At 70.1% G+C, this 23132-nt stretch carries 22 protein-coding genes; 11 read left to right on the top strand and 11 right to left on the bottom strand.

Annotated features, from left to right (window positions below):
• Positions 1-51: 51 nt before the first annotated feature.
• Positions 52-750 (top strand): FMN-binding negative transcriptional regulator, encoded by a 699-nt coding sequence (locus WME90_RS29475; RefSeq protein WP_437275349.1) that lies wholly within the window; start codon positions 52-54, stop codon positions 748-750.
• A gap of 27 nt (positions 751-777) precedes the next feature.
• On the opposite strand, the gene WME90_RS29470 is transcribed toward WME90_RS29475, so the two are convergent.
• The gene (locus WME90_RS29470) at positions 778-1254 is read right to left on the bottom strand and encodes a helix-turn-helix domain-containing protein (RefSeq protein ID WP_437275348.1); all 477 of its coding nucleotides are present in this window, start codon (positions 1252-1254) and stop codon (positions 778-780) included.
• Between the two features lie 734 nt (positions 1255-1988).
• On the opposite strand from WME90_RS29470, the gene WME90_RS29465 reads away from it, so the two are divergent.
• Positions 1989-3800 carry a hypothetical protein gene (locus WME90_RS29465; RefSeq protein WP_437275347.1) on the top strand — a complete coding sequence of 604 codons (1812 nt, stop codon included), beginning with the start codon at positions 1989-1991 and terminating at the stop codon, positions 3798-3800.
• Between the two features lie 63 nt (positions 3801-3863).
• Here WME90_RS29465 and WME90_RS29460 read toward each other — a convergent pair whose 3' ends face one another.
• A complete protein-coding gene (locus WME90_RS29460; RefSeq protein ID WP_437275346.1) occupies positions 3864-4862 on the bottom strand; it encodes a glycoside hydrolase family 11 protein in 999 nt (332 codons plus the stop codon).
• A gap of 477 nt (positions 4863-5339) precedes the next feature.
• Between WME90_RS29460 and WME90_RS29455 the strand changes: the two genes are divergently transcribed.
• On the top strand, positions 5340-5966 hold the full coding sequence (locus WME90_RS29455) for a hypothetical protein (RefSeq protein WP_437275345.1): 627 nt from the start codon (positions 5340-5342) through the stop codon (positions 5964-5966).
• Positions 5967-6020: 54 nt separating this feature from the next.
• Entirely contained in the window at positions 6021-6326 is a 306-nt protein-coding gene (locus tag WME90_RS29450) for a hypothetical protein (protein WP_437275344.1), read from the top strand.
• Between the two features lie 92 nt (positions 6327-6418).
• On the opposite strand, the gene WME90_RS29445 is transcribed toward WME90_RS29450, so the two are convergent.
• The 7 genes from WME90_RS29445 to WME90_RS29415 all read right to left on the bottom strand — a co-directional run bounded on the left by WME90_RS29445 (position 6419) and on the right by WME90_RS29415 (position 12932).
• On the bottom strand, positions 6419-7000 hold the full coding sequence (locus WME90_RS29445; protein WP_437275343.1) for a vitamin K epoxide reductase family protein: 582 nt from the start codon (positions 6998-7000) through the stop codon (positions 6419-6421).
• A gap of 255 nt (positions 7001-7255) precedes the next feature.
• The gene (locus WME90_RS29440) at positions 7256-8266 is read right to left on the bottom strand and encodes a cation diffusion facilitator family transporter (RefSeq protein ID WP_437275342.1); all 1011 of its coding nucleotides are present in this window, start codon (positions 8264-8266) and stop codon (positions 7256-7258) included.
• Positions 8267-8283: 17 nt separating this feature from the next.
• Positions 8284-8733, bottom strand: a complete 450-nt coding sequence (locus WME90_RS29435; RefSeq protein WP_437275341.1) for a hypothetical protein — start codon at positions 8731-8733, stop codon at positions 8284-8286.
• Between the two features lie 498 nt (positions 8734-9231).
• Positions 9232-9678 (bottom strand): DUF2147 domain-containing protein, encoded by a 447-nt coding sequence (locus WME90_RS29430; protein WP_437275340.1) that lies wholly within the window; start codon positions 9676-9678, stop codon positions 9232-9234.
• Between the two features lie 616 nt (positions 9679-10294).
• Positions 10295-11017, bottom strand: a complete 723-nt coding sequence (locus tag WME90_RS29425; RefSeq protein ID WP_437275339.1) for an SAM-dependent methyltransferase — start codon at positions 11015-11017, stop codon at positions 10295-10297.
• Between the two features lie 238 nt (positions 11018-11255).
• Positions 11256-12626 carry a TolB family protein gene (locus WME90_RS29420; RefSeq protein WP_437275338.1) on the bottom strand — a complete coding sequence of 457 codons (1371 nt, stop codon included), beginning with the start codon at positions 12624-12626 and terminating at the stop codon, positions 11256-11258.
• A gap of 123 nt (positions 12627-12749) precedes the next feature.
• Entirely contained in the window at positions 12750-12932 is a 183-nt protein-coding gene (locus WME90_RS29415) for a hypothetical protein (RefSeq protein WP_437275337.1), read from the bottom strand.
• Here WME90_RS29415 and WME90_RS29410 point away from each other — a divergent pair.
• The gene (locus WME90_RS29410) at positions 12931-13566 is read left to right on the top strand and encodes a hypothetical protein (RefSeq protein ID WP_437275336.1); all 636 of its coding nucleotides are present in this window, start codon (positions 12931-12933) and stop codon (positions 13564-13566) included. The genes WME90_RS29415 and WME90_RS29410 overlap by 2 nt on opposite strands.
• Positions 13567-13632: 66 nt before the next feature.
• On the opposite strand, the gene WME90_RS29405 is transcribed toward WME90_RS29410, so the two are convergent.
• Positions 13633-15012 carry a cytochrome P450 gene (locus tag WME90_RS29405; RefSeq protein ID WP_437275335.1) on the bottom strand — a complete coding sequence of 460 codons (1380 nt, stop codon included), beginning with the start codon at positions 15010-15012 and terminating at the stop codon, positions 13633-13635.
• Positions 15013-15496: 484 nt separating this feature from the next.
• Between WME90_RS29405 and WME90_RS29400 the strand changes: the two genes are divergently transcribed.
• Both WME90_RS29400 and WME90_RS29395 read left to right on the top strand, forming a co-directional pair.
• Positions 15497-15715, top strand: coding sequence for a hypothetical protein (locus WME90_RS29400; protein ID WP_437275334.1), 219 nt, complete (start codon positions 15497-15499; stop codon positions 15713-15715).
• A gap of 425 nt (positions 15716-16140) precedes the next feature.
• Positions 16141-16626 (top strand): hypothetical protein, encoded by a 486-nt coding sequence (locus WME90_RS29395; protein WP_437275333.1) that lies wholly within the window; start codon positions 16141-16143, stop codon positions 16624-16626.
• Here WME90_RS29395 and WME90_RS29390 read toward each other — a convergent pair.
• A complete protein-coding gene (locus WME90_RS29390; protein ID WP_437275332.1) occupies positions 16610-18439 on the bottom strand; it encodes a DUF2169 family type VI secretion system accessory protein in 1830 nt (609 codons plus the stop codon). The genes WME90_RS29395 and WME90_RS29390 overlap by 17 nt on opposite strands.
• 291 nt (positions 18440-18730) lie before the next feature.
• On the opposite strand from WME90_RS29390, the gene WME90_RS29385 reads away from it, so the two are divergent.
• From WME90_RS29385 to WME90_RS29370, 4 genes are read left to right on the top strand one after another with little or no spacing between them, the layout of a single operon-like run.
• The gene (locus WME90_RS29385) at positions 18731-18949 is read left to right on the top strand and encodes a hypothetical protein (RefSeq protein ID WP_437275331.1); all 219 of its coding nucleotides are present in this window, start codon (positions 18731-18733) and stop codon (positions 18947-18949) included.
• Positions 18950-18965: 16 nt separating this feature from the next.
• Positions 18966-20201: a DUF2169 domain-containing protein gene (locus tag WME90_RS29380; RefSeq protein WP_437275330.1), complete on the top strand. Its 1236-nt coding sequence runs from the start codon at positions 18966-18968 to the stop codon at positions 20199-20201.
• 22 nt (positions 20202-20223) lie between these two features.
• Entirely contained in the window at positions 20224-21699 is a 1476-nt protein-coding gene (locus WME90_RS29375; protein WP_437275329.1) for a hypothetical protein, read from the top strand.
• Between the two features lie 26 nt (positions 21700-21725).
• Positions 21726-23024: a hypothetical protein gene (locus WME90_RS29370; protein WP_437275328.1), complete on the top strand. Its 1299-nt coding sequence runs from the start codon at positions 21726-21728 to the stop codon at positions 23022-23024.
• Positions 23025-23132 lie beyond the last annotated feature (108 nt).

The raw sequence follows: 23132 nt of genomic DNA, 5'->3' as shown, positions 1-23132 counted from the left end.
GGCCCCGGAAGAGATGAGCGAGAGCGCCGCTCACGTTGATCGAGCGTGGAAATGAGCCGTCAAGTCGGCGCGCGCTCCGTGGTACACCCTGCAGTCATGACGACGGGCGCGCCGCGATCCATCTACCTCCCCGGTGTCTTCGAGGCGCACGACCTCGCCGCCCTCCACGATCTCATCGACGCGCACCCCTTCGGCATGCTCGTCGCGCCGGGGGAGGACGGCGTGCCCATGATCGCCCACGTGCCCTTCCTGCTCGATCGCGACAGCGGCCCTCACGGCACCTTGCTCGCGCACGTCGCGCGGGCCAACCCGATCCGGCGCGCGCTCGACGGGAGCACGCCGGTCCTGGCCGTCTTCCGCGGGCCGCACGGGTACATCTCGCCCGGGTGGTACGCCTCGCGCGACGACGTGCCGACCTGGAACTACGCCGTCGTCCACGCGCACGGCGCGCCGCGGGCCATCGAGGACCACGACGCGCTCTTCGCGCTGCTCGCGCGCCTCTCCGACGTGAACGAGCGCGGGCAGCCCGACCCCTGGAGCGTCGCGGAGCTCTCGCCGGAGCGGCGAACCGCGCTGCTCCCCGCGATCGTCGGCCTCTCCATGGAGATCACGCGGATCGAGGGCAAGCTCAAGCTCTCGCAGAACCGCCGCCCCGAGGATCGCGACGGCGCCATCGCCGGGCTGCGCGCGCGGGGCACGCCCGACGACCGCGCGCTCGTGGAGCAGATGGAGCGCGCCCGCCGTCGCTGAGCCGTCAGGCCTCCGCGCTCTTTCGAGCTAGCCGCGCCCTTCCTCGCGCTCACACCCGTACTTCTCGCGGATCTCGACCGCCATCCGGTGCACCACCGCGCCCGCGTCCGCGCGCACGTGCAGCTCCAAGCCCGGCATCAGCTCCACGCGCCGCCACGCTCGTCCGATCTCCTCCGTGTCCCCGCGCTCCCCCGCGCGGGGCGCCGCGCCGTCGGGCGACTCCAGCGGCAGCACCTCCTTCGCCAGCTCGTCGAGCGGGATCGTGGCGAGCTTCCGCTTGATCTCCGGGAGCAGCAGGTTGTGCTCGCGCAGCTTCTTGATCGCGAGCGCCCGGACGAGGTGCTCGCGGCCGTACGTCGTGCGGCGGCCGCGGAACGCGGGCTTGTCCATCAGGCCCTCGGCGATCCAGTGCTTGATCGTGCCAGTGCTCACGCCGGCGGCGCGCGCCAGCTCGACGGCGCTGTAACCGCGCGGGGCGACAGGGGGCGAAGGGACCAGGGGCATCGAGAGATCCTAGCCAACGAACCAGACATAAATCGAGCAAATCCAGAAAATGGGTCCTGGTTTCGAGGTGAATGAGGGCCACAACTAGAATTTTGCCGCTCTGATCTGGCTAATCACGCGCCTGAACCAGAAAATCGATTCAAAAATCAGGTGGGAATCACCCTGAACCTGGATAAATAACTCAGAAATCGAGCAAATGTCGGTTCGGGTAGCGCTAGGGCACCAATCAATCCCGTTGATCGAGCGAGAGATGAACCGCCATGTGGCCAAGGACGCCAAGGTGCTTCTCTCCCCTTGGCGGCGAACACCGGCTGGCCCTCTCCTTTGTCGCTTCGTTCGAGCTCCTCGCGCGACCTTTCGGCGGCGGTGCTGCACCTGCTCATCGAAGAGACCGAAGAGACCGCTTCCGCCGGGCTGCGAGCCCTGGTGACGGTCGGCGTCTGTGCTGTGGACACAAGCGGGCACCCCGACCGAGCGCGATCGATGACACGACGGGTGCGGTGCTTGTGGGCGCAACCGGGTTGAGCTCCCCGCAGGTCCCTGCGGTAGGCGCCGCGGGGCGCGCCGCTTCGCCGTGTGGGTGCGTGAACGTCACCCCTGTGCGGCTCTCGCGCCGCGCCGTCCGCAATGAGTCCATGAAGCGAAGCGGCTCGCCGGAGCGTGACGCCCCGCGATAACGTTGTTGCTGCGCGCGCGCGGCGGGTGGTAGCTTCTCGTGATTGCCTGGGGGTGCCATGTCTGCACGACACGTCATGTTCAATGCGCTGCCCGATCCCATCCGCGAGCGGCTCGTCCGGTCGCTCGCTGGTCAGGGGTGGCCGAGGCCCATCCTCTCCGAGCCGTCGAACGTCGGCATGGCGGTCTTCGGATGGGTCGTCCTCGCGCTGGCCTCCGCCGTCGTGACCCTGTTCTTGATCGGCAATCGCTTTGGCTCGCTTTGGTCGGGCGTTCAGGGCTCGGGGCACCTCCTCGGCTATGCCGGCAGCCTCTTCCTGCTCCTCGTGTCGGCCCTGATGGCCATCAAGCGGCTCAAGCTCAAATCGGCCCTGCCGTTCAACGCGGGCCGGTACCTGTTGCCGGCGGACTACGTCGAGGCGACAGGGCCGAAGCTGACGATCATCCCGATGTCGGCCCTCGTCAACGTCCGAACGGTGCACCACAGCACGAACCGGGTCTACACCCACTCGGTCATCACGTTCAGCTTCCAGGGGAATGTCAGCCAGTCGTTCGTCGTCCGGTCGCAGGCAGAGGTCGAGGCCAAGCTCGGCGAGCTCCAGTGGTCCCGGCAGGCGCTCCAGGCCGCGGTCGCGTCGAGGGACGTCCAAAAGCTCATCGCGCTGGACCCGTTCTTCGAGGTCCGGTGCGACGACGCGTGGGACAGGCTCGTGGCCGTTGACCCACCGCACGCCGCACATGGCGGCGCGCCGCGCGTGGGCACGCTGCCGTCGTTCCTCCGCCCCGGCTTCGTCGCGGGCGCCTCGACGCTGGTGGCGGTGATCCTGGCGCTGCCCTTGTGGTATGTGCGCAACCTCCTGAGCGACGAGGCGATGTTCCGTCGCGCCCAGGCGGAGGGGAGCGAGAGCGCCTACGAGGCCTATGTGTATTCGGGCAGCCGGCATCTCGATGAAGTGAAGAACAGCTTGCTCCCCCGGGCCGCGCTCAAGGAAGCGAAGGGACAGGGCAGCGTCACCGCCCTGCGCGCTGTCTTGAAGAAGTACCCGGGATCGGTCGTGGAGGGAGAGACGCGCGCCGCGGTCCATGCGCTCTTCTCGAAGACGCTGGCCGACTTTCACGCGCAAGCGTCGACGTCCGACCCGGGCATGCTGAGGTTCATGGAGAAGCTGATCTCGTACCTGGAGAAGAGCGAGCGGTCGACCGTCGAGGTCCGCTTCGCCCCGCCCTCTTCCGACATGCTCACGAAGCTGGACACGGTCTTGCAGCAGAAGGCGCGCAGCCGGGGCGGAGACGTGGCGCCCGTCGCGGGCCACTTCGATGACGAGCACTCCCTTCCTCGCGAGGTGGCCATCGTGAACAACCTGGCGGCCGGCTTCAAGCGGGTATTCCCGACGGACATCCTCGAGCTCAAGCAGGGGGAGCGCCTGATCGGCAGCGCCGACGCGGCCAAGGTCGACCTGAGCGTCCCGACGATCTTCATCCACTACGATATCGGCTGGTCCGGCACCATGTACTCGGGCGAGCGCAGCGCACGGGCGTTCGTGGGCATCCTCGTCGATTTCGCCGGGGCCATGCGGATCCCCGGGGAGCGCGACGTGTTCGACTTCAAGCTGAAGGTGATGCCCCCGGATGAGTTCACCGTGGAGTACACGAGCACGGCGGGGCTCGGCGCCAACCTCGCGAACGCACCCCCCGATGAGCGGGTCTACGAGGTGATGGCGCTCCGCGCCTTCGACCAGCTCGCGGGCAAGCTCAGGGCCATCTTCTTCAAGCCTGGCAGCGAGGCGCTTCAAGGGCTGGACAAGAGCAGCCCGGCCCAGGGGGGCTCGCCCTCTGGCGGCCGCCCGGTGGCGCGATCCTCCCCGCTATAGAACCTGGCGGCGGTGGTGCGGTAAGCACCGCACCACAAGCTCGAGGTACTTGGGCGCCTTCGCTCATTTCCTCACGACGAATTTCGCCGTCGTGAACTTGACTGTCCCGCTGTTGGACTGGGCCTCGACCAGCAGCTTGATCTCGTGCAGGTTCCCCAGGGGAAGGCCGAGCGCTTCCCACTTGGTGAAGTGTTCGGAAACGGAGATGGTGCCGCACGTGCGAGCCGTCCGCCGGATGCTGAAATACTGATCGAACGTCTCGCTTGGACCCGTGATGGCCGGCTTGTTCACGCGGGTCTTTTTCCACACGTCGTAGGTCTCGCCATCGGCAGTGAGCGTGCCCACCTCGTCCCGCGGCGTCCCGTCGGAAGAAAAACCCGCCGGCTTTTCGCTGCCCCAGTCGTCGAGGATGTAGAACTCGCGCAGCGGGTTGACGGTCCAGCCGTAGATGCCGATGTACGTCAAGCCGCCGTTCTCCTCCGTCTTTGTATGCGCGAACTCCGCCGAGACGGTGCCGATTTGGGTGTGCTTCTGGGTCTGGTTGAAGTCGAGCCCGACGCGCGCCAAGAAATCCTCGACGTTGTTCCATTCCGAGGTGAACGTGGCGTCGACGCCGTGCACGGTCATGCAGCCCGTCCCGCCTCCTTCCGCCCAGAGCTCATAACCGTAACCATTGCCCGCATTGCCTCGGCTGTTCGAGCAATACTCCTTGCCTCCGGTCAGGGGTGGCGCTGGCGGGCAGGAGTCCGCGGCGCCGCCGGTGGACGCGCCGCCGTCGCCGGTGGAGCCACCTCCACCCGTCGCTCCGCCCGCACCAGGGAGCCCACTGCTGCTGCTCGCGCCGCCTCCCCCCGTGGCGCCTCCGGTATCGGGGGCGGCGCCCGCGCCCCCGGCGCCCGGTTCACCGCCGCTTCCGCTCCCTCCGGTGGCTCCTGCGATCGATCCGCCGCTCCCGTTGTCGTCCTTCACCCCCCCGGAGTCGGCGCAGCCCGTGAAGGTTGCGGCAATGAGGCAAGCGGTGAGGGGACTCAGCGACCAACGGGACGGGACGAGGACCTTCATGGTGGGAGCATGCCCGGGTATTCCCATTTTGGTCAAGCGAGGCGATCCGTTGGGAGGATGGCTCGCTCGGGAGGCACGGACCCGACCCGGGCCCAACTGTCCGGCTGCGGTCCTTGGGGGGCTCGCCGTGACCGAGCCGCCGCCTCAGGCGGCCGTGGTCGCCGCGCTCGCCAGCACGACGAGCCGCGCCGTCGCCCTCGGGGACGAGGTGGGGGTTCACGGAGCTGAGCGCGGCAGCTGGGACCTCCGCGCTCGGCGCAGCGGCCCAGCGCAGCGCTCCCTGGCAGCGCCTCCTCGCGTGAGCCCGGCGCAGCACGTGCAAGTCGGAGCGCGCGGGGGCGCGACGACGCCTCACCACAGGACGGGGGAATCATGCAGATGCAGACACCAGGACCGGAGGAACGTGAACGGTTTGCACAGCCGGAGAGCCAGATATCGCCGCTCTCAGGCGCGCGACGCATATCGGAGGAGGAGAAGATGGCGCCGAAGGTCGTGCTCGGGGGCTCGCTCGCCGAGGTGCTGTGCGGCGCGGCGACGATCGTCCTCGCCATCATCGGGCTGACGGGGACCCTCCCAGGAGAGCTCACCTCGGTCGCCACGATCGTCTTCGGCGCCGCGTTGATCGCGCACGGCGGCGCGATCGCCTCGCACTTCGGCGGGCTGACCCGCACCACGCCGTCCGTCGAGTGGAACGCGCGCGCCGAGCTCGGCGGCGGCATGGGCGCGGAGCTCGTCTGCGGCGCGGCCGGCGTCGTGCTCGGCGTCCTCGCGCTCCTCGGCCTCGCCCCCGTGACGCTGACCTCGATCGCGGTGATCGTCTTCGGCGGCGCGCTGCTGCTCGGCGGCGGCGCGACGGCGGACCTCGGCGCGCTCGACACACACGGCGCGCGCATGCACCTCGCCCACCTCGCTCGCCAGGCGTCGATGGCCGCCGCCGGCTTGCAGTCGCTCGTCGGCGCCGGCGCGGTCGTGCTCGGCATCCTCGCCCTGGTCGGCATCTATCCCATGACGCTCACGTTCGTCGCCCTCCTCGCGCTGGGGTCGGCCGTCGTCGTGAGCGGATCCGCCGTCTCGGGGCGGGCGGCGGCGGCGTTCCGGCGCTGAGCCGACGAGCACGCCGATGCGCTGGCGGGGAACAGCGGTTGCAGCTCGGGACACATGGAACCATCCAGTGCACTCCGGTTCGATGAGGAGAGGGTCACCCGTCCCCTCAGCGAGCGAGGTCACGTCAGCGCCGGCGCGGGTCCCGCAGCGCTCGCGGGGCCTGCCGAGCAGATCGAGCACAGCAAGGAGCGGCTCGCGCGCGATCTGGTCGCGGCCAAGGCGAGGTGGGGCGGCGTCAAGGGCGAGGCAGAGCACACGGCTCAGCGCGTCGCCATCACGGCGGCCGCCGTGATCGCCGTGGGGGCCGCGGCGGCGGTGGCGATACGCGTCCGTCGCAAACACCGGCGAACCTGGTGGTGACGCCGCGTCGCTCCCGAGGAGCTCGTCCTTCAGCTCCTGGAGCCGCAGGGGGAGCTCGACCAAGGTACCGCTTGCCTGCCCGAGGGGCCTCGCTATCGGCGACTGCCGACGCCCGGCGGCGGGTCGGAGTTGCGAGAGCCTCGCCGTCCGAGCCGCCGGAGCGCCGCCCGCCCTTCCGGGAGCGAGAGCGCGAACACCGTCATGTTGGCCGCCATGGCGACGAGGCAGTACGCGCACCAGGACCTCTCCCGCCTTCGCATCTGGACGAGGAGCCATCCGGACACGGCCGCCTCGACGGCCGCCTTGGCCGCCACGGCGACGGGGATCCAGGGGGTACTCCTGGCGCGCTCGGCGCCTCCCCAGCCAGCCAGCGCCAGGTTGGACGCGAAGCTGGTGAGCGCGAGCGGCGCGTCCGGCAGCGTGAGCCCGAACGCGATATCGGAGCTCGTCACCTTGTCCGAATCGAACCCTGGAAGCGGAGGATCGGGCAGGCGGCTGATGATCCCGAGCTGGAACAGCGAGACGACCGCCATGCTGGCGCCGCCAGCGAGGGACACGGCGGCGATGAGCCGTCGCCGGGTGAGATCGCTCGATCGACCGCGCTGGAGCGCAGCGCGAAGCGCGTCGGCGCCGGGGAGACCGCGTCGCCCGCCGTCATCTCGCCCACCGAACATCGCCCCGTGCGCCATGGCCTCTCTCTGACGTCGTCCCCTCAGGACCGCGCTCGCCGCGCCCTCGTGCGCCCGCCTGGGCTCGTTCGCCGCCGGACTTCGGGACAGGGCATGATGACCTGCAACCTGTGTACCTCGAATCGAAGAACGACGTCTGCACGGTTTGCCCGCCAGGCGCGCCCCGCTGCGAGGACGAGGTGAGGCCGTCTGAGCCCGGGCGCCGCGGAGCGTGGCAGAGGCGGCGTCTCCTCGGACGCGTCACGCCCCCGCGCGCCTTCGGATCGCCTTGGCCTCGACGGAGATGTGCTTCACCTCGGGTCGCTCGCTCCGTATCCGCGCCTCGATGCGCTCGATCGCCTCCGCCACTCCGGAGGCCGTGAGCGCGGGGTCGAACTCGATGCACAGCACGACCAGGACATCGTGCGGGCCGAAGTGCATCGTCATCGGTCGCCCCACCGCCGAGACCCCAGGATCCGCCTTCGCGAGCGCGCGGATCGCGGCGAGGAGATCCCTGTCCGCGCTCTCTCCCACGAGGAGCCCATGGCTTTGCCGCGCGAGGAAGATCGCGACCGCCGCGAGCACGAGGCCGATGCCGATCGACGCCGCACCGTCGAGGTAGGGGTTTCCCAGGCGGTGCCCGAGCGAGACGCCGAGGAAGGCGATGGCGAGCCCCGCCAGCGCCGCAGAGTCCTCCAGGACGATCGTGAACGTCGTCGGGTCCTTGCTGGACCGCATCGACGCGACGTAGCCCTGTCCGGCTTTCTTCTTGAACTCGTGGACCGAGATGGCGAGCGACGCTCCCTCGAAGACGGCCGCCGCGCCGAGGACAACGTAGTTCCACGTCGGATCCTCCATCGGGCGCGGGCGCGAGAGGTGCAAGATGCCTTCGTAGATCGAGACGCCGCCGCCCGCGGCGAAGATCATGAGGGCGACGATCAGCGTCCAGAAGTAGAGCTCCTTGCCGTGGCCGAACGGATGATCGTCGTCGGGCGGCCGGGTGCTCCGGTGCTTGCCGAGCAGGAGGAGGAGCCCATCTGCGGTGTCGACGAGGGAGTGCACGCCCTCGGAGAGCATCGCCGAGCTGCCGGTCACGGCGGCGGCGATGAACTTGACCGCCGCGATCGCCACGTTGGCGCCGATGGCGCCATAGATCGCGATCCTCGATTCTTTCTTCAGGCTCTGCCGATCCTTCCGGCGATGCGCGGCCGTCGTGCCGTTCGGCGCCGGGACGCTCATCTCGGCGTCATCACCGGACTTGAGCGACGCCACGTCCGCCGAGCGCGATGTTACCCGACAGACGTCGGCCCGATGACGGCGGCATACGATGGCGACGGGGGGTTGCTCTGCTTCTCGACGGTGATGAGCAGCTCGAACTTGGCATGCGGAACGGTCGTCTCGGTCAGCCTGCCTCTTCGGTCGCCAGCATTGTAGTCGAGCACTCCGACCCGCTGCCACGTGGACTCGGAGCTCGGACGCTGCCAGACGACGAACTGCCTGCTGCCGGCCTCGATCCGCTCGGGCGGCGAGAGGTGAACGACGTTCACCGCCAGCCGCGTGGTCGCGGCGTCGGAGTCGACGTCGGCGGTGATGTGCGCATCGGTGCCGGGCGCGAGCCGCGTGCCGTAGATGGTTTGCTCGCTCGGGCCGCCACAGCCGGCGAGCGCCATGCTCGCGAGGAGACCGAGCGTGAGCGCTATCCGGCGGCGGAGTCGTCGTCTCGTGTCAGCGTGTTTCATGTCGCCTCCTCGATCGCCTCTCTGCTTCACAGCGGACCCACAGTCTCTCTCGTGCGTCGCGTCCGGGCCGGCCGGTAAGGCAGCCGCCCGGCCGTGTCGCCGCGGTTTGAGCAAGCATCATGCCGAGGTGAGATGTGAATCGGCGGGTGGCGGTGACACGAGGACATCCACGACCGCGCAACGCTCACTCCGGCCTGCGGAGGCGCCGGTGGACGTCGTGATGTCACGATCGGGATCAGACGCGGGGCGGCCTCGTCGAGCCGCCATCACGTGTCCGGTCGCGCGCTCAGGCGTCGGGCAGCAGCTCGTTCAACCGTTCGCGCGGCCAGCCCGCCTGCAGCTTGCCGATGACGTCTCTCGCCTACCAGCCAGGGTCATCTGAAATTGTCGAGATCTCGTCAGTGACACCAAGATCTCTGTGTTCTTCTTGGCGCTCTCGGCGGTTCAAATGACCCCACTTTCAGCCAAGGTGCACCACGACCGGTTTATGAGAAGATTTTACTTCTTCAACCAGGTCTGAGTCCTGCCGAGGAGGGAGATGCCCAAAAAGCCGCGCACCTTCAGCTTCTTCCCGCCCTCGATCGCCTCGAGCTTGCAGCTATAGGTCTCGCCGTTGTTCGGATCCAGGATCGTACCGTCATCGTACTCGTCGTCATCGCGGACCATGTTCCTGATGATGACGAGCCCCACAATGGGCTTGTTCTTGTCGGCCCCCTCACAAGCGGTGCAGATCTTCGGCTTCCCCTTCTCGTCGAGCGGCTGCTTCAGGCTCACGATCTTGCCGAAGATCTTCCCGCCCCTCTCGTAAATCTCTACCACCGACTGCTCGACCCCCTGCTCATCGATCGTCCGCCACTGGCCGGTCACGGGGAGAGGATCCGCGAGCACGAGCGAAGTGGCGAGGGAGCAACCCAAGGCGGTCAAAAGAGCCAAGAACCTCTTCATGTCGTCAGAACTCCTTTCATCGGTCTGCGGAGCCACGGCGTTCGGCCCTGGCGTGGTGCTTGATTCGCATGTGGGTGTGCGCCGCTGTGTGCAAACGGCCTTGGAGGGGGGACGGGGCGCCGCGCCGTTCGTTCATCGGGTCGGAGGGAGCGGCGGCGGGAGGCAGGGCTCTGGTCAGAGGGGGAGCCGAACGGTGGACGTGGCTCCTCTCGCAGCAGCCCTGCGGCGCGGTGGACGTCATTTTTCCCCCGAGGGTACCGAGCGCGCTCGTGGCGCGCAACGGCGGCGCGCCGGCGCCAGGACGTTTGGTGGTCCGCGAACGGTCGATTCTACGCAGCTGGATCCTGCCGTGGCCAAGCCGCCCATGGCCCGCGTCTCGGCCGCCGCGTCCGTCCGCCCTGCGCCGGTGCGATCCCGCCGACTGAAGCGGTCATGTAGGGTTCTCTATGTCAACCGGCGCGTGCAGCGTGGCCGTACGGTGGACCGGTGATGCCACGAACCCTTAACCGCGGGCGATGCGGCGGCGTAGGAGCGCACGCGCTCTCGGGTCAACATGCCCGCTGGCATCGAGCACTTTTTCCAGGCGGGCCGGGGCGCATAGAAGCGTGTCGCCGCGTCACGCGCCGAGCGTGGATGGCTCGTAGCGCGTCACCCAGGTCTTGATCTGCAGCTCGCAGAAGATAAGGCGAGGCGCAATGAAGCCTGCCTGGGCCAGGAGCGCGAAGACCTCGGCGTCCGAGGCCGGCAGCTTCAACGACGCCAAGGCCTTCCGTCGTTGCTCCGCCGCCTCGGGCGGCCGCCCCGCCGCGAGGGCCCGCCGGTCCTCGACGGCCCTCAGCAGCGGATCGTCTTCAGTCCGACAGCCGATCACGAAGGGCGCCCCCGGCTTCAGGCGCCCCGCGACCTCCCGCAAGAGCTCGATGCGCGCCTCATCGCCCGGGACGTGGTGCAGGACGCCGATCATCTGGGCGCCGTCGAACAAGGGCCCGCGCGCGAGATCACGCAGCTCGCAGGCGTGCAGGCTCGTCCGCTCGAGGAGGCCTTCCGCCGCGAGCCTCTCTCTCGCGACGGCGAGCATCTCCGGCGAGGGGTCGACGCCCGTGAAACGAACGCCGGCCCCCGCGTAGCGCGCGAACGGCTTCACCTCGCTCCCGGTCCCGACGCCGACGAACAGCAATGACGCGGTCTCCTTGTCGGGGAGCGCAGCGGCGATCACCTCGGCGATGACCTGCTGCATGGCGCCATAACCCGCCCAGGAGCGGTGCACCTGGTCGTCGTAGCCCAACGCTCGCTCGCGCCCGAAGTTCGCTGCGTGTTTCCCGTGCTCGTCCGTCTTCATCACGCCTCCTCCTCGGCGGACGGTCGCCCGGACCGCCTTCAGCAGAGGAGTATCACCCTTCGTGCAGCCTCGACAGGGCGGGGGTTTCGATCCGATCGGCGGGGCTTTCTGTCTCGACCCCCGCGGCCTTGAGCACACCCTGTGCCGGCACAAGACGCCGGGAGAACGCAAGGAGGGCTTTACCACCACCTCAATCCGGCTTCATGCCGGGGGCCGAGGCGCGCGACGGGTCGGTCGATCAGTGAACGGGGCTCCACGAGGCGCCGCCGCCGTAGGCGATGAACGCGGGCACGGCCTTCTCGTCTCGGGTGTCGACGACGACGACGCTTCGAATCTTCGGCTCGCAGCCGGCGTAAGGACACAACGAGAGCGTGAAGGCGAGGTGGCGATCGTCGGGCGCCCAGGCGGGATCGTAGGCGCTGTAGAAGGGGCGCGGAAAGGCGCTGGTGAGGTCGCGCGTGGCGCGGCCGTTCGCGTCGAGCAGCGTGATCTCGTTCCGATAATCCGCGCCGAACCCACCATCGCGGACGGACCACGCGACGGCGACCTGCGAGCCCTTCGGCGAGAGCTCCGGGCGCATCGAGCCCGCGACCCAGAACGAGCCGAACCCCTTGATGCCGGTGCCGTCCGGTGCCGTCGTGTAGAGCTGCGACCCCTGGCAGCAAAAAGCCCCTGTCTCGCTCGCCGCGAAGAGCAGCCGATCACCGAGCCAGCGGACCGGGCTGAACATGTGGTTGCCCGCGTCCGGCAAGCGCTTGACCCGCCTCGTGGCGACCTCCACCGAGAGGAGGTGCTCTGCGTCGAACTCGCCTGCGACGCAATGAATCGCGTCGCCGCGCGGCGAGAACGTACACTCGCGCAGCGTCGTCGGCTGGCCGATGCGCTGGTCGTCGCCGCTCGCGACGTCGACGAGGTGAAGCTCTTCCAGGCCTTCGTCCGCGGGCGCTCGCGCCCTGGCGACATACGCGACGCGAGCGCCGTCCGGCGAGATGGCGAACGAGGGCTCGCCGTACCATGCGGCGAATTTGCCGGTGATCGACCGCTGCTCCGTGCCGTCCGCGTTCATGAGGAAGACGCGCCAGGCCATTCCATCGCGGTTGCTGAGAAAGGCGATCCGCCGGCCGTCGCCGAGGAAGGTAGGCGCGACGTTGCGCTGCGCGTTCCGCGTGAGCTGCGCCTCCACGCCCGTGGCGAGGTCCATCGCGAAGACGTCGCCCGAGCGCACGAAGGCGATGCGTCCGGACACGAGGGCGAGGTCTCTGGCGAGGCGGAGCCGAGGAGGCTTCTTCTCCGCCTCGGGCACGCCGAGCCCCTCGTACGCCTTCACCCAGTCGTCGAACGTGCCGATCGTCTTGCGCGGCGCCTGGCCCGTCGATTCCGCGGCAGGCTCGGGGGGCGGCTGGTAGGGCGCCGCCGGAGCTTCCGCGGTCGGCGCCGACGACGCCGCGAGGGCAGGGGTGGAAGGCAGCGCCGTGTCAGCGCACTGGAGCGGGGCCGCCGCGCTCGACGCGCTGGGCGGGGAAGCGAGCTCGTCGTCGCTCGCTGGCCTGGGCGTACACGCGGCGAGCAGGAGCCACGCGATCACGGTGCGCTGCGTTCGTTCGGGCATGGCCGCGGGAGAACGCCGCGGCAGGGGGGCGCTCATCCCGCCTTCGTGCACGAAGGCGGGATGAGCGCGCGGGGGGCGGCCGGCATCGAGGGCTACCGCGTCGAGGACACGCCCACCGGCCTGCTACAGTAGATGAAGCTTGGCCATGGTGCAGGGCTCGCTGATCTCACGAAGCCAATCCGGTGTCCAAGAGCTCTCTGTGTCGCCGAGGACCAACTGACCGTTCATGCGCAAGAGGTTGGGTACATCCCCGTTGTACAAAAGTGCCATTTCGCCCTGCAACTCCTTCAAGATGGCGTTGCTCATGCCTAAGATCCAGAGCGCGCCGCCCACCTCGACGAGGTCCTCCCCCCGCAGCCTCCGCGCGCGCTGGGCCGCGGGGCGCGCCCTCGGCGCCGCGATCGTGGCCGCCGCGCTCGTGTCTCCGGCCGTGGCCAGCGCCTCGGACTCGGCGCCCGCGTTCACCGGCCTGGGCTCCGCCGTCGTCGAGGCGCTCAATGAGCTCCGCTTCTGGGGCCAGGCCCAGATAGGCGCCGCGGCCGCGATCAGCGATTGGGAGGACCCGGGCGGGGTGAGCCTGCGCGCCTCGATGAGCGTGCGTGGAATCGGGCTCGCCGGCGCGATCCGCTATGAGCAGGTCGAGGGGCGCGGCGGCGGCGTGCTCGCGCTCGGCGGCCAGCTCCGGCCGCTCGCCCTCGCCAAGATGACTGCCTACGAGCGGATCGACCCTTTTCTGAGCCTGGGCGGTGAGCTCGGTAGCGAGCGAAGCGCGTTTCGCGCCGACCTCTACGCGGGCGCCGGCCTCGATTTCTCGCTCTTCCCCGAGGAGGACGCGCAGCCTACGCTCGTCGTCGAATACCAGCTCCGCCCCCTCCGCACGCCCTCGGACACGCCGCTCCAGATCCTGCACCTCGGCGCCGCCATGCGCGGCGTCTTCTGACGCGCACACACGGCTTGTCGGCCCTGCGGCAGCGAGGTGCAGCTCCGGGGGAGGCCCCGCGGCGTGTCAGCCGTCGAAGCGGACGCGCGTGCTCGCCGCGGGGTGGAGCACGGGGAGGTAGCGCGAGGCAGGGAAGCCGTCCTGGAGCCTGGGGCCCGAGGCCGGGATCGTCCGCGCGAGCGCGACGAGGAACTGGACGATCTCCATCCACGCGAGGTGATAGCCGAGGCAGAAGTGCGCGCCGCCGCCGAACTGGGCGATCTCGAGCGGCGAGATCGCCTCCTTGCGGCCGAGCCAGCGCTCGGGGCGGTAGCTGTCCGGATCCGGGTAGAGCTCGGGATCGCGCGAGAGCAGGACCAGCGGGATCGCGACGTGGGTCCCTGCGGGGACGGTGCGGCCTTCGAGCTCGAAATCGGCGATGGCGCGGCGGGCGTCGTGAGCCACCGGCGGGTGGAGGCGGAGCGCCTCGCGGAACACGGCCTCAGCGAAGGGGAAGCGGCGGAGATCCGCGGGGGAGCGCGGGAGATCCGGCGCGCTCGACGCCTCCTCGCGGAGCGCGCGCCAGGCCGCGGGGCTCTCGGCGAGGTGGGCGACGCACCAGGCCATGGTCGAGGCCGAGGTCTCGTGGCCGGCGAGGAGGAGCAGGCGGAGGTTGCCCACGAGATCCTGCTCCGAGAGCGGCTCGCCGTCCTCGTCGCGGGAGTCGAGCAGCGCGGGCAGGAGGCCCTTCGCCTCGCCGCGGGCGCGCACGTCGGCGAGGATCCGGCGGATGCGCGCGTCGACCCAGTCGCGGGCGCGGAGGCCGCGGCGCCGCGGCGAGCCGGGCACGTCGAAGGGCAGGTTGAGGATCACGAGCATCAGATCCTCGTAGTGGCGGCGCCAGTCGGGGAGCTCGTCGTCCTCGACGCCGGTGATCTTGAACATCACCTCCAGGGCCAGCTCGCGGGTCTCGCGCAGCACCTCGACGTCGCGCCGGCCGAGCCAGGAGCGGACCCTGCGCTCGACGCAGGTCGCGATGATCGCGCCGACCTCCGCGGCGTCGAGGCCCTTCGGCGAGAAGGGCCCGTTCATCGCCGTGCGGAGCCGGCGGTGCGAGGCGCCGTCGTGGGCCATCAACGTCTGACCGAAGAGGTGGCCGACGCCGCCCTCGGTCAGATACGAGGAGTCGAGGGCCTTGCTCTTGAAGAGGGAGAAGGCCTCGTTCGAGGCGTAGACGAGCTGCCAGGACTCGAAGCCGTGGCTCCAGAAGAAGAGGGAGCCGAAGCGGCGCTGGCCCTCGCGGAGCAGGCCGAGCTCGTCGAGGGCGATCGCCGGCATGTGGCCCACGACCGGGAAGCGGCCGGCGAGGATGGGGAATCCATGCCGGGTCTCGATGCGGCGGGCGAGGGGGTTGAGGCCCTGGCGGAGCGGGAGATCGGTGAAGGAGACGGGGAGGGCGGTGCTCATGGCGCGTACGACCTCGTCTTGTATCATCGAGCCGGCGCGGCCTGGGCGCCGGATCGAGGGGGGCGTCTCTGATCACCTCGCCGCCCGGTGAGACCAGCCACCTCCGGAGACCTGTCCCTTGCGACCTTGCTGCTGTGAGTCGCCGGCGGGCTCGCTGCCGCTGTTCGCCATCGACGATCTGTAACGCACGGCCGTTCTTCCTGCACTGTCGTGGCCTGCTCCGCGCGCACTCGCGACAGTCCATCTGGGCTGAAGTTGGTCATCTACACTGAATCTTCCAGAGCTGTCATTCGACCGGGACTCACCGATTGCACGACGGTTGTTTCGTTGCGCTGTGAGCCGAATCAAGGCATTACCTTGTGCTTGACACGAAAGTGCGGTCGGACGCCTTATTGCGCGGCGAAGCAGCTGCCGTTCCGGTGAGCGTGAGTTCAACCGACGAAGTTGATGATGCTCGCGCCAGGAGGTCCATCCGTGCGAACGATTGAGGCGCTGGGCGTGGAGAAGAATATCGAGTTACCACTCGAAGGTCGCCGAAACGCCGCACTGTTCGTACAAGAACGAATACGCCGATCTCCTCATCAAGAGTATTACAAAATTCCTGAAGCACGAGGGCGAGGCGCTCGGAGAGTTCCTCGTGGGCTCGGGCGGCTCGCTCAGCAGGGCGGACTGGATCGACTGGGAAGCTCCGACGCTCGAGTGATGGCGCTCTTCACGGAGCACGATGCCGAGGGCGGCGATCTACGGTGGTGGGGTGCTTACCTCACCCAGCCGGAGTAATGGAACCGCCAAGGCGCCATAAGACGCCAAGGTTTTTTCTCTCTCTTTCTCTCTCTCTTGGCGTCCTTGGCGTCCTTGGCGGTTCAAAAAATTCCCCACCTTCGGCCAACGTAGCCCACCACCCACTCCGCGACGGTTCTGCGGGCTCATGGCCGGCGGCGTTCGGATCGCGCTCCAGGAAAGGCTCCTGCCCGGCCTACGCCGCCGTGGCGCGGCCTTCGCCTGGGGCGTTCAGATTGCGATTGCCCGGCGCGCCGGGGTGCGCTCTTCTTTGAGCCAGGAAGCGGGAGACTCTCCCGCGAGCGCGCCGCGATGAAGCCCCTTTACGAAGCTCGTGCACCAGAGGTCGTGACGGAGCCCGAGCAGGTGGACCGGCTGCCGGCGCTGATCGAGCGGATCGCGGAGCAGACGCGGCGCGACGTCGAGGGCCGGCAGGTGGAGCTGCCGTCGGGGCGCGTCGTCGAGGTGCGATCCGCGGCAGGGGACGAGGAGCGGGTGACGATCCGGAGCGCTTCCGGGGAGATCGAGCTCGACGTGCGCCTCACCGCGCGCGGGCCGGTGCTGCGGATCCGGGCGGCGGAGCTCGAGCTCGAGTCGCCGGGCGCGGTGCGCGTCGACTGCGATCGCTTCCATGTGCGCGCCGAGCACGGGATCGTTCACGAGACCGGCGGCGATCTCGCGCAGACCGTCGCCGGGGACGCGACGACGCGGGTGCGCGGCGAGCTGCGCGCCGAGGCCCGTCAGGTGAACCTCGAGGCCACGCGCGGCGACGTGCAGATCGCGGCGAACGATGACGTCCAGCTGCTCGGCGAGCGGATCAAGCTGAACTGCTGAGCGCCGAGAGCGCGCGCTCGACCTGCTCCGCCAGCGCGGCCTGCGCGGCGGCGCGCCGCTGCCACACGCGCTTGAGCCGCAGACCGAACGGCGCGTCGAGCCCTTGCTCCGCGATCTCGAGCGCGAGCGTGCCCCGCCGCTCGGCCCTGACGAGGCGGGCGTACTGCTCGGTCCCGAACCCGTCCGGGTGGCGCCGCTCCCAGGCGCTCACGTACGCATCGTCGAAGCGCTCGCGCAGCGCGCGGTCCCCGCGCTTCAGCGCGCGCTCGAGCTCGTCACGCCAGCGCCGCTCGGCCTTCCGCCAGGTGGCCTCGTCGAGGTCGTGCGCGGACAGCACCTCGCCGCGCGGCGCGTCGCGCTCGGCGAGCTCCGCGCAGACGGCGGCATACCGCTCGACGGTGACCGCCTCTTCCGGGCACGCCGCGCTCGGCGCCGACGGCTCCTTCAGCAGGGCCGGCGGTGGTGGCGCGGGCGCCGGGGGGCGCGGCGCGACGCCCGCGGGGGCGGGCGGCTGCGATGAGGCGCCGTCGACGTCGAGCGCGGCGAGCTGCGCTCTCGCCGATGGGCCGGGCGTCGCGGCCGCGGGCGGCGGGGTGACGGGCAAGGTGCCCGACGCGGGCGCGCTGCCGGGCCCGTCGAGCGCCAGCGTGCCGCCCGCGGCCCCCTCCCGCGGGCGCGGCTCGCTGGAGCGCGACGGCGCCGCCGCCGCGGGGCGCTGGCCCGGCGGGCGCCGCGGCGGAACCGCCGGCGCGCTCCCGACGCCCACGCCGGCGACCGCCATCAGGCGCTCCCGCTGCGCCGGGTCGCGCAGCGCGACGTGGGCACGCCAGGTGATCGTGCAGAGCAGACGATCCGCGTCGACGTGGAGGCCGTCGGCGTGGAACACGAGCGGCGCCGGGGCGTCGGGATCGGCGTCGTCGAGGCCGTACACCGCGCCGGCGACGCGCGCGTCCGGCAGCGCGCTCTGGAGGCTCGGGCGATCCGCGTGGAACCCCTCGAGCACGACGACCGCGCCAGGCTGCAGCGCGGAGATCCACTGGTCGCGCGGGGCGCACTGGAAGTACGACCAGTCGACGGCGCCCGGCACCTCCATCACCTCGGCGTCGAGCCTTGCGCGGGCGCCCGCCGGCAGGCGGCGGCTGCGCGCCGGCCACGCCGCCGCGATCGGGCCGAAGCCCGCCGGCCTTTGCGGATCGGAGGGGTCGAGCACGTTCGGCAGCTCGCCGTCGCGCTCGCTGCACCCGAGGGGGTTCTCGGGCACGCCGACGCCGCCGAAGGCGCGCTCGTACACGATCGGCATCCGCACGAACGGCTCCGGCTCCGCCCCGGGCTCCTTGCGGCGGCCGACGACGCGCACCGTCTTGTCGAGGCCTGGCCCGCCGCGCTGGACGAGCGCGAACCGCGCGCTCATCTCGGCGACGGGGCGGCCGCCCGGCGCGGCGGCGTGCCCGAGGGCGGTCACGTCCACGTACTGGCGGTAAGGCACCCGATCGCTCGCCGCGGTCACGTGGGTCATCGGACCGCGGCGGTCGTGGACATCCTTCGCCTGGAACGGCGCCGCCACCTCCGCCGGCCGCATCGGCGACGCGTCGATCGAGAAGCTGGCCTTCACGACGACCGTCAGCCGGAGCTTGCCCTCGTGGCGCCAGGGGACCGTGTCCACGCTCGCCTGCGCGGCCGTCGCCGACGCGGCCGGCGTGAGCGACGCGCAGGCGACGCCGCCCGCGCTGGCCGGCAGGAACGGCAAGGGGCGCGCCGCGAGCTGCGCGGCCTGCGCGGTGTCGACCGGGAGTGTCCCCTTCGGCTCGCTCATGTCTCCATCGCTGACGGTCGCAACCGCGCCTCCCGAGGTCAAGGGCTCATCCAGCGAGCGCGGGCGATCGCAGGCCACAACGTACATCGGAATCTGCCGCACAGGAGAAGCGCTCTTTCGTCAAGTTCACGTCTTCGCATCCGCAGGGGACTGTCGTCGTCGGTGCGCGGCGGTGCGCGGCGCGCTTCGGAGCCTGGCCACCGAGCTCGGCCACGGGTGCGCGCCGCCGGCGTCGGGAGATCAAAACAAAATACAGAGTGGCCGCCCGCGCGCGCCAGGTACCATGATCGCATGCCGAGGCTCACCGACCCCTTTCACGTGCTGCCCGAGGCGCAGCGCCACGAGCTCATGCGCGACACGGTGATGGCGATCTTCGGCCCCGCGGTGGGTCAGGGCTTCTGGGATCAGATGGAGCCGCTGCTCACCGACACGCGGCGCCAGCCAGGAGACGCGGAGGAGCCGGAGGAGAACTTCTGGCGAGGCCGCTGGCGCATCTACGAGGCCGAGTGAGCGGGGCGCAGCGGCCGTGAGCAACGACCCGAACCCGCCCGCCGCGCCCGCCCCGGCGCGCAGACCGCGCCGCAAGACCGAGCTGCTCCTGCAGGGCGAGCCCGACGGAAGGCGGTGGATCGCCTGGATCTCGAAGCGCACCTACCGGATCCACAACGGGCGCTGCGAGCTCGACGCCCCCGAGCGGCAGGAGGTCCTGCACGACGACGAGATCCCGTACAGCGAGGCGCGCAAGCCGCCGCGGGTCTCCCCGCCGATCGCCGTCGACGAGATGCTCCCTTTCCGGCGCGCGACCGACGTCGTCATCCAAGCCTTCGCCCACGCCTACAAGCCCGACACCCGCAAGCTCACCGCGAGCGTCCGGTTCGGCGAGCACCATCGCGAGATCGTCGTCCACGGCGACCGCGTGGGCGAGATCGACCGGGCGGGCCGGCCGCGCTTCTCCGAGCCGGCGCCGATCGAGGTGGTCCCGATCCGCTACGACTATGCGTACGGCGGCGTCGATCTGACGGCGCTCGGCCGGAACGGCGATCTGCTCGGGCAGCTCGTGCAGGACGCCCGGCGGGGCATCGACCGGCTCGCCGACACGGTGTACCACTACCCGAGAAATCCCTGTGGTTACGGCTACTCGATGGAGCTCGACGCCGAGAGCTTCGCGGGGCGGCCGATCCCCAACCTCGAGTTCCCGTTCGACCCGCTGACGCCCCAGCGACTCGCCGTGGGCAAGCCGTTCCGGTGGATCCACGCGCCGCTGCCGGCAGGGTGGGATTACCAGTCCATGGCGTGGTTTCCCCGGCTCGCTTATCTCGGGCTCGCCCCGTACTGCCAGAGCGACGGCAAGCTCCCCGCGGAGAGCGAGCGCGGCTGGGCCGCGCGGGATATCCTCTCGATTCCGCCCCTCTACCAGGACCCCGGCGCCCCGCTCCGGCTGGAGTACGCCCAGATCGCGTCGCCCGGGATGAGCGTCTCCGACCTTGCGCCGGACGAGTACTTCGAGCTGCACAACGTGCATCCGAACCGGCAGGTCTACTCTTTCCACCTGCCCGGCGAGGTGCCCCGGGTGATGCTGGAGCTCGCGCCTGGCCGGGCGCTCGCCGAGGCGGAGCCCCACCTCTGCTCGGTGGTCGTGCGGCCGGTCCCGGGCGAGGTCGTGGTGGTCTGGAGCGCCCGGGCCCCCGTGGCCCTGGATCTCACCGAGGAGCAGATGACGAACCTGCGGCGCGAGGTGCGCTGGACCTCGGTGGCTCGATGACCTCGATGAAGGAGCGCTGACGATGTCGTACGGCTGTCTGACCGTCACGCGGTGGAACGTGTTCCTCGGCCTCTCGTGGCACGAGGCCCTGTTCTGGTGGCCGATGCCGCCGCCCGGGGCCTACGTGCCCCAGAAGTACTGGCCTCATCTCAACACGGGCCTTGTCAGCGGCACGCACCTCTTCTCGTTCTGGTCGGAGCAGAAGAAGCACGAGATACAGCTCGACGGCGTGCACTGGATAGGGCGGGGGAGCGACGCGAGCCTCGTCGTCCCGCACGTCGACGTGGTCCAGGGGTGGAATCCGCTCCTGCCCTGGACCATCCTCTTCGGGAGCTCCATCTCGGTCTGGGGGACGAGCGGGGTCGCGATCGGGTGCGACAACCCGATCTTCGGCGAGACGGTCTGCGATCTCGCGTGCTCGCCGTTCAAGACCGTGCCGTTCTCGCTCCACCTCGCGTGCAACAGCCCGGTCAGCCTGCCGCTCGATTTCACCATCGTCTGGGGCACCGCCAAGGCCGGCTTCACCTGGACCGACTTCATTGCGTGTCTCGTCGACATCGCGATCGAGATCGCGATGGACATCCTGATGAAGTTCGGCGGCCAGATCGCGGGCAAGCTCTGGAAGGGCGCGAAGGCCGCGGGGAAGGGGCTTGTGAAGGGCGCGAAGATGGCCGCCGCCAAGAGCGCGGACCTGGCACAGCCGTTCATCAAGCGGGCCAGCAAGGCCTTCGCGCGGGAGAGCGCCGAGGAGACGCTCGCGAAGATCCTCAAGGAGTCGGCCGAGGAGGCGGCCGACGACGTCGCGTCCAAGGTGGGCAAGCAGGCGGCGGAGAGCTTCTCGGACTCGCTCGGCCGGCTGCGATCGCAGAGCGACGAGCTGCTCGAGGAGCTCGCGGAGGCCGCGGACGGCAGCCTGTGGAAGTCGTTCAAGCAGGGCGCCGCGGAGCTCGGCGAGAGCGCCGCCGATCGCATGAAGAAGCTCGGGAAGAGCGTTGGCGCCGCGGCGAAGTCGGTGAAGGACACGATCGTCGCCGTGAAGACGTGGAAGAAGGTGACCGAGGAGAACCTCCTGCAATCGCGGAAGGTGAGCAGCATCCTCAAGTACACGGCCCTGGCGAACGGGTTCAAATACTCGAAGAAGGTCGGCGGGAAGGTCTACAGCTCCATCGACGCGCAGTACCACGACATCGGGGATCTCGACGCGGGCTCGGACGGGTACAGCTTCGGGCCGTTCGCGCTCGGGAGCAGGAGCGGCGTCTACGACGACCTCGGGGATCCGGTGGGGGACACGGGCGACGACGATGACGATGACGACAAGACCAGCAAGACCGCGATCGGCGATCGGTTCGCCTGGAGGGGCGACGCGAGCGCGGGCGCGACGGCGCGCGTGAGAGCGCGCTTCTCGTGGTCCGATCAGAGCCAGGAGAGCGGCGGGAGCGCGGGGGTGGACGACCGCTTCGCGTGGATCGCGAGCGACGCCGCCACGTCCGGCGCTTAGCGCCGCCCACCAGCCGTCGTGACGTCATGACCGCGCGCTCGTTCGCCGACCTCCGTGCGACTTCGCCCGACGGCGGGCTCTGCCTCGAGGCGCTCTCCGCCGACAACGGCAACGTGCTGCTTCGCGACGGCGTCCTCGTGAAGGGGTCGTCGTACGGGGTCTTTCAAGAGAAATTTCGGTATCGGTTGATCGACGCGCGAAGCCAGGCCCCCCTGTGGGAGCACTGGCAAGACCGAGGCGAAGGGTCGCCCGTGGCGGTGTGGGTCTCGAATGATGGCTACGTCGTGGTGCACGCCCATCCCCCCGGCTGGGTGACCGACCAACTCTTGTTCTTTACCCGGGCCGGCGAGAAGGCCCTCGTCGCCGTCATCGCGCCCGATGGCGCCGACCCCGGCATCGAGCCCGAACGCGCTCCGAAGCGGGACCGGCAACGCGAGCGGCGCCCGCGCGTGGGGCTCTGGGCCGACCGCCACGTGTGCGCCTCGACCGCCGGCCCGTTGTGGAGCCAAGGCTCGCTCACGACGTTCGTCTGCGACGGCGGTGCGACGTACTTCTCGCTGCGGGCGGCCTGGGGCCGGCGCCTTGTCGTCGACCTCGGGGCGATGGCCCCGCTCGACGAGGGGGCCGCGAAGGGGGTCGAGGCCGCGATCGAAGCCGCCGAGACCGAGCGCGCCCTCGGCGTGCTCTCCGAGCTCGTCGCCCAGGCCGAGCCCGAGTCAACGGACTGGCGGCGCTGGCGAGATGTCGCAGGTGCTCTCGCCGTCGTCATCGCGCGGCGCCCGCCCGGCGCGGTGCCGCTGCTCCGCCGGGTCGAGGCCCGCCGCGTGGGCTCGTTCCCGTCGCCCTCGGCCGTGCTCGGCAAGGGCTCGCACTTCATGAATCGCTCGTCGACACGCTCGCTGGCGCGGCTCGCGCTACGGGCTCTGGGCCAAGAGCCGGCCGCGGGGGGCAACTATGCGTTCGTGAGGTCCGATGCGAGCTTCCCCCGCGAGGGCGACCCAGAAATGCCGGCGGCCGCGCCCGCCGACGCGTGGCGCGTCGCGAGGGCCACGCCGTCGGGCGCGAGCCCCCTCGACGTGCTCGCGACGGCGGGGCCGCCCGACTTCATTCACAAGGTGTCGCGCAAGGTCGATCGGTATTACGCCTGGTCCGAGCTTTGGGACTATGACGGCCCCGAGAGCACCACGCGCATCGTCTGGTCCATGCCCGAGACGTCGGAGCGCAGCGTGACCGAGCAGCCGCGGCAGGTGGTTCAGGTTGTCGACGGGCCAACCGCCTGGCAAGGCGACGAACGCTTGTTGATGATTCTCGGCTTCCCAAGGTAGCGGTCGGCGTACGCTAGCTCGCCATGGGCCTCGACTGCACCTCCTACCTCCTGGACGAGCGGCTGATCGTCCACGAGCTCGTCCCCGCCCTCCTCGGCGCAGAACCCG

The sequence above is a fragment of the Sorangium sp. So ce375 genome, assembly GCF_051473855.1.
Lineage (GTDB): Bacteria > Myxococcota_A > Polyangia > Polyangiales > Polyangiaceae > Sorangium.
Note: the sequence above shows the minus strand (reverse complement) of the source record. Positions and strands in the feature narration are given on the sequence as shown.

What these genes read in the sequence shown, in the direction of transcription:
- WME90_RS29475 (WP_437275349.1), top strand. Translation starts at nt 52, where the DNA reads ATGAGCCGTCAAGTCGGCGCGCGCTCCGTGGTACACCCTGCAGTCATG.
- WME90_RS29470 (WP_437275348.1), bottom strand. Translation starts at nt 1,254, where the DNA reads ATGCCCCTGGTCCCTTCGCCCCCTGTCGCCCCGCGCGGTTACAGCGCC.
- WME90_RS29465 (WP_437275347.1), top strand. Translation starts at nt 1,989, where the DNA reads ATGTCTGCACGACACGTCATGTTCAATGCGCTGCCCGATCCCATCCGC.
- WME90_RS29460 (WP_437275346.1), bottom strand. Translation starts at nt 4,862, where the DNA reads ATGAAGGTCCTCGTCCCGTCCCGTTGGTCGCTGAGTCCCCTCACCGCT.
- WME90_RS29455 (WP_437275345.1), top strand. Translation starts at nt 5,340, where the DNA reads ATGGCGCCGAAGGTCGTGCTCGGGGGCTCGCTCGCCGAGGTGCTGTGC.
- WME90_RS29450 (WP_437275344.1), top strand. Translation starts at nt 6,021, where the DNA reads ATGGAACCATCCAGTGCACTCCGGTTCGATGAGGAGAGGGTCACCCGT.
- WME90_RS29445 (WP_437275343.1), bottom strand. Translation starts at nt 7,000, where the DNA reads ATGTTCGGTGGGCGAGATGACGGCGGGCGACGCGGTCTCCCCGGCGCC.
- WME90_RS29435 (WP_437275341.1), bottom strand. Translation starts at nt 8,733, where the DNA reads ATGAAACACGCTGACACGAGACGACGACTCCGCCGCCGGATAGCGCTC.
- WME90_RS29430 (WP_437275340.1), bottom strand. Translation starts at nt 9,678, where the DNA reads ATGAAGAGGTTCTTGGCTCTTTTGACCGCCTTGGGTTGCTCCCTCGCC.
- WME90_RS29425 (WP_437275339.1), bottom strand. Translation starts at nt 11,017, where the DNA reads ATGAAGACGGACGAGCACGGGAAACACGCAGCGAACTTCGGGCGCGAG.
- WME90_RS29420 (WP_437275338.1), bottom strand. Translation starts at nt 12,626, where the DNA reads ATGCCCGAACGAACGCAGCGCACCGTGATCGCGTGGCTCCTGCTCGCC.
- WME90_RS29410 (WP_437275336.1), top strand. Translation starts at nt 12,931, where the DNA reads ATGCCTAAGATCCAGAGCGCGCCGCCCACCTCGACGAGGTCCTCCCCC.
- WME90_RS29415 (WP_437275337.1), bottom strand. Translation starts at nt 12,932, where the DNA reads ATGAGCAACGCCATCTTGAAGGAGTTGCAGGGCGAAATGGCACTTTTG.
- WME90_RS29405 (WP_437275335.1), bottom strand. Translation starts at nt 15,012, where the DNA reads ATGAGCACCGCCCTCCCCGTCTCCTTCACCGATCTCCCGCTCCGCCAG.
- WME90_RS29390 (WP_437275332.1), bottom strand. Translation starts at nt 18,439, where the DNA reads ATGAGCGAGCCGAAGGGGACACTCCCGGTCGACACCGCGCAGGCCGCG.
- WME90_RS29385 (WP_437275331.1), top strand. Translation starts at nt 18,731, where the DNA reads ATGCCGAGGCTCACCGACCCCTTTCACGTGCTGCCCGAGGCGCAGCGC.
- WME90_RS29375 (WP_437275329.1), top strand. Translation starts at nt 20,224, where the DNA reads ATGTCGTACGGCTGTCTGACCGTCACGCGGTGGAACGTGTTCCTCGGC.
- WME90_RS29370 (WP_437275328.1), top strand. Translation starts at nt 21,726, where the DNA reads ATGACCGCGCGCTCGTTCGCCGACCTCCGTGCGACTTCGCCCGACGGC.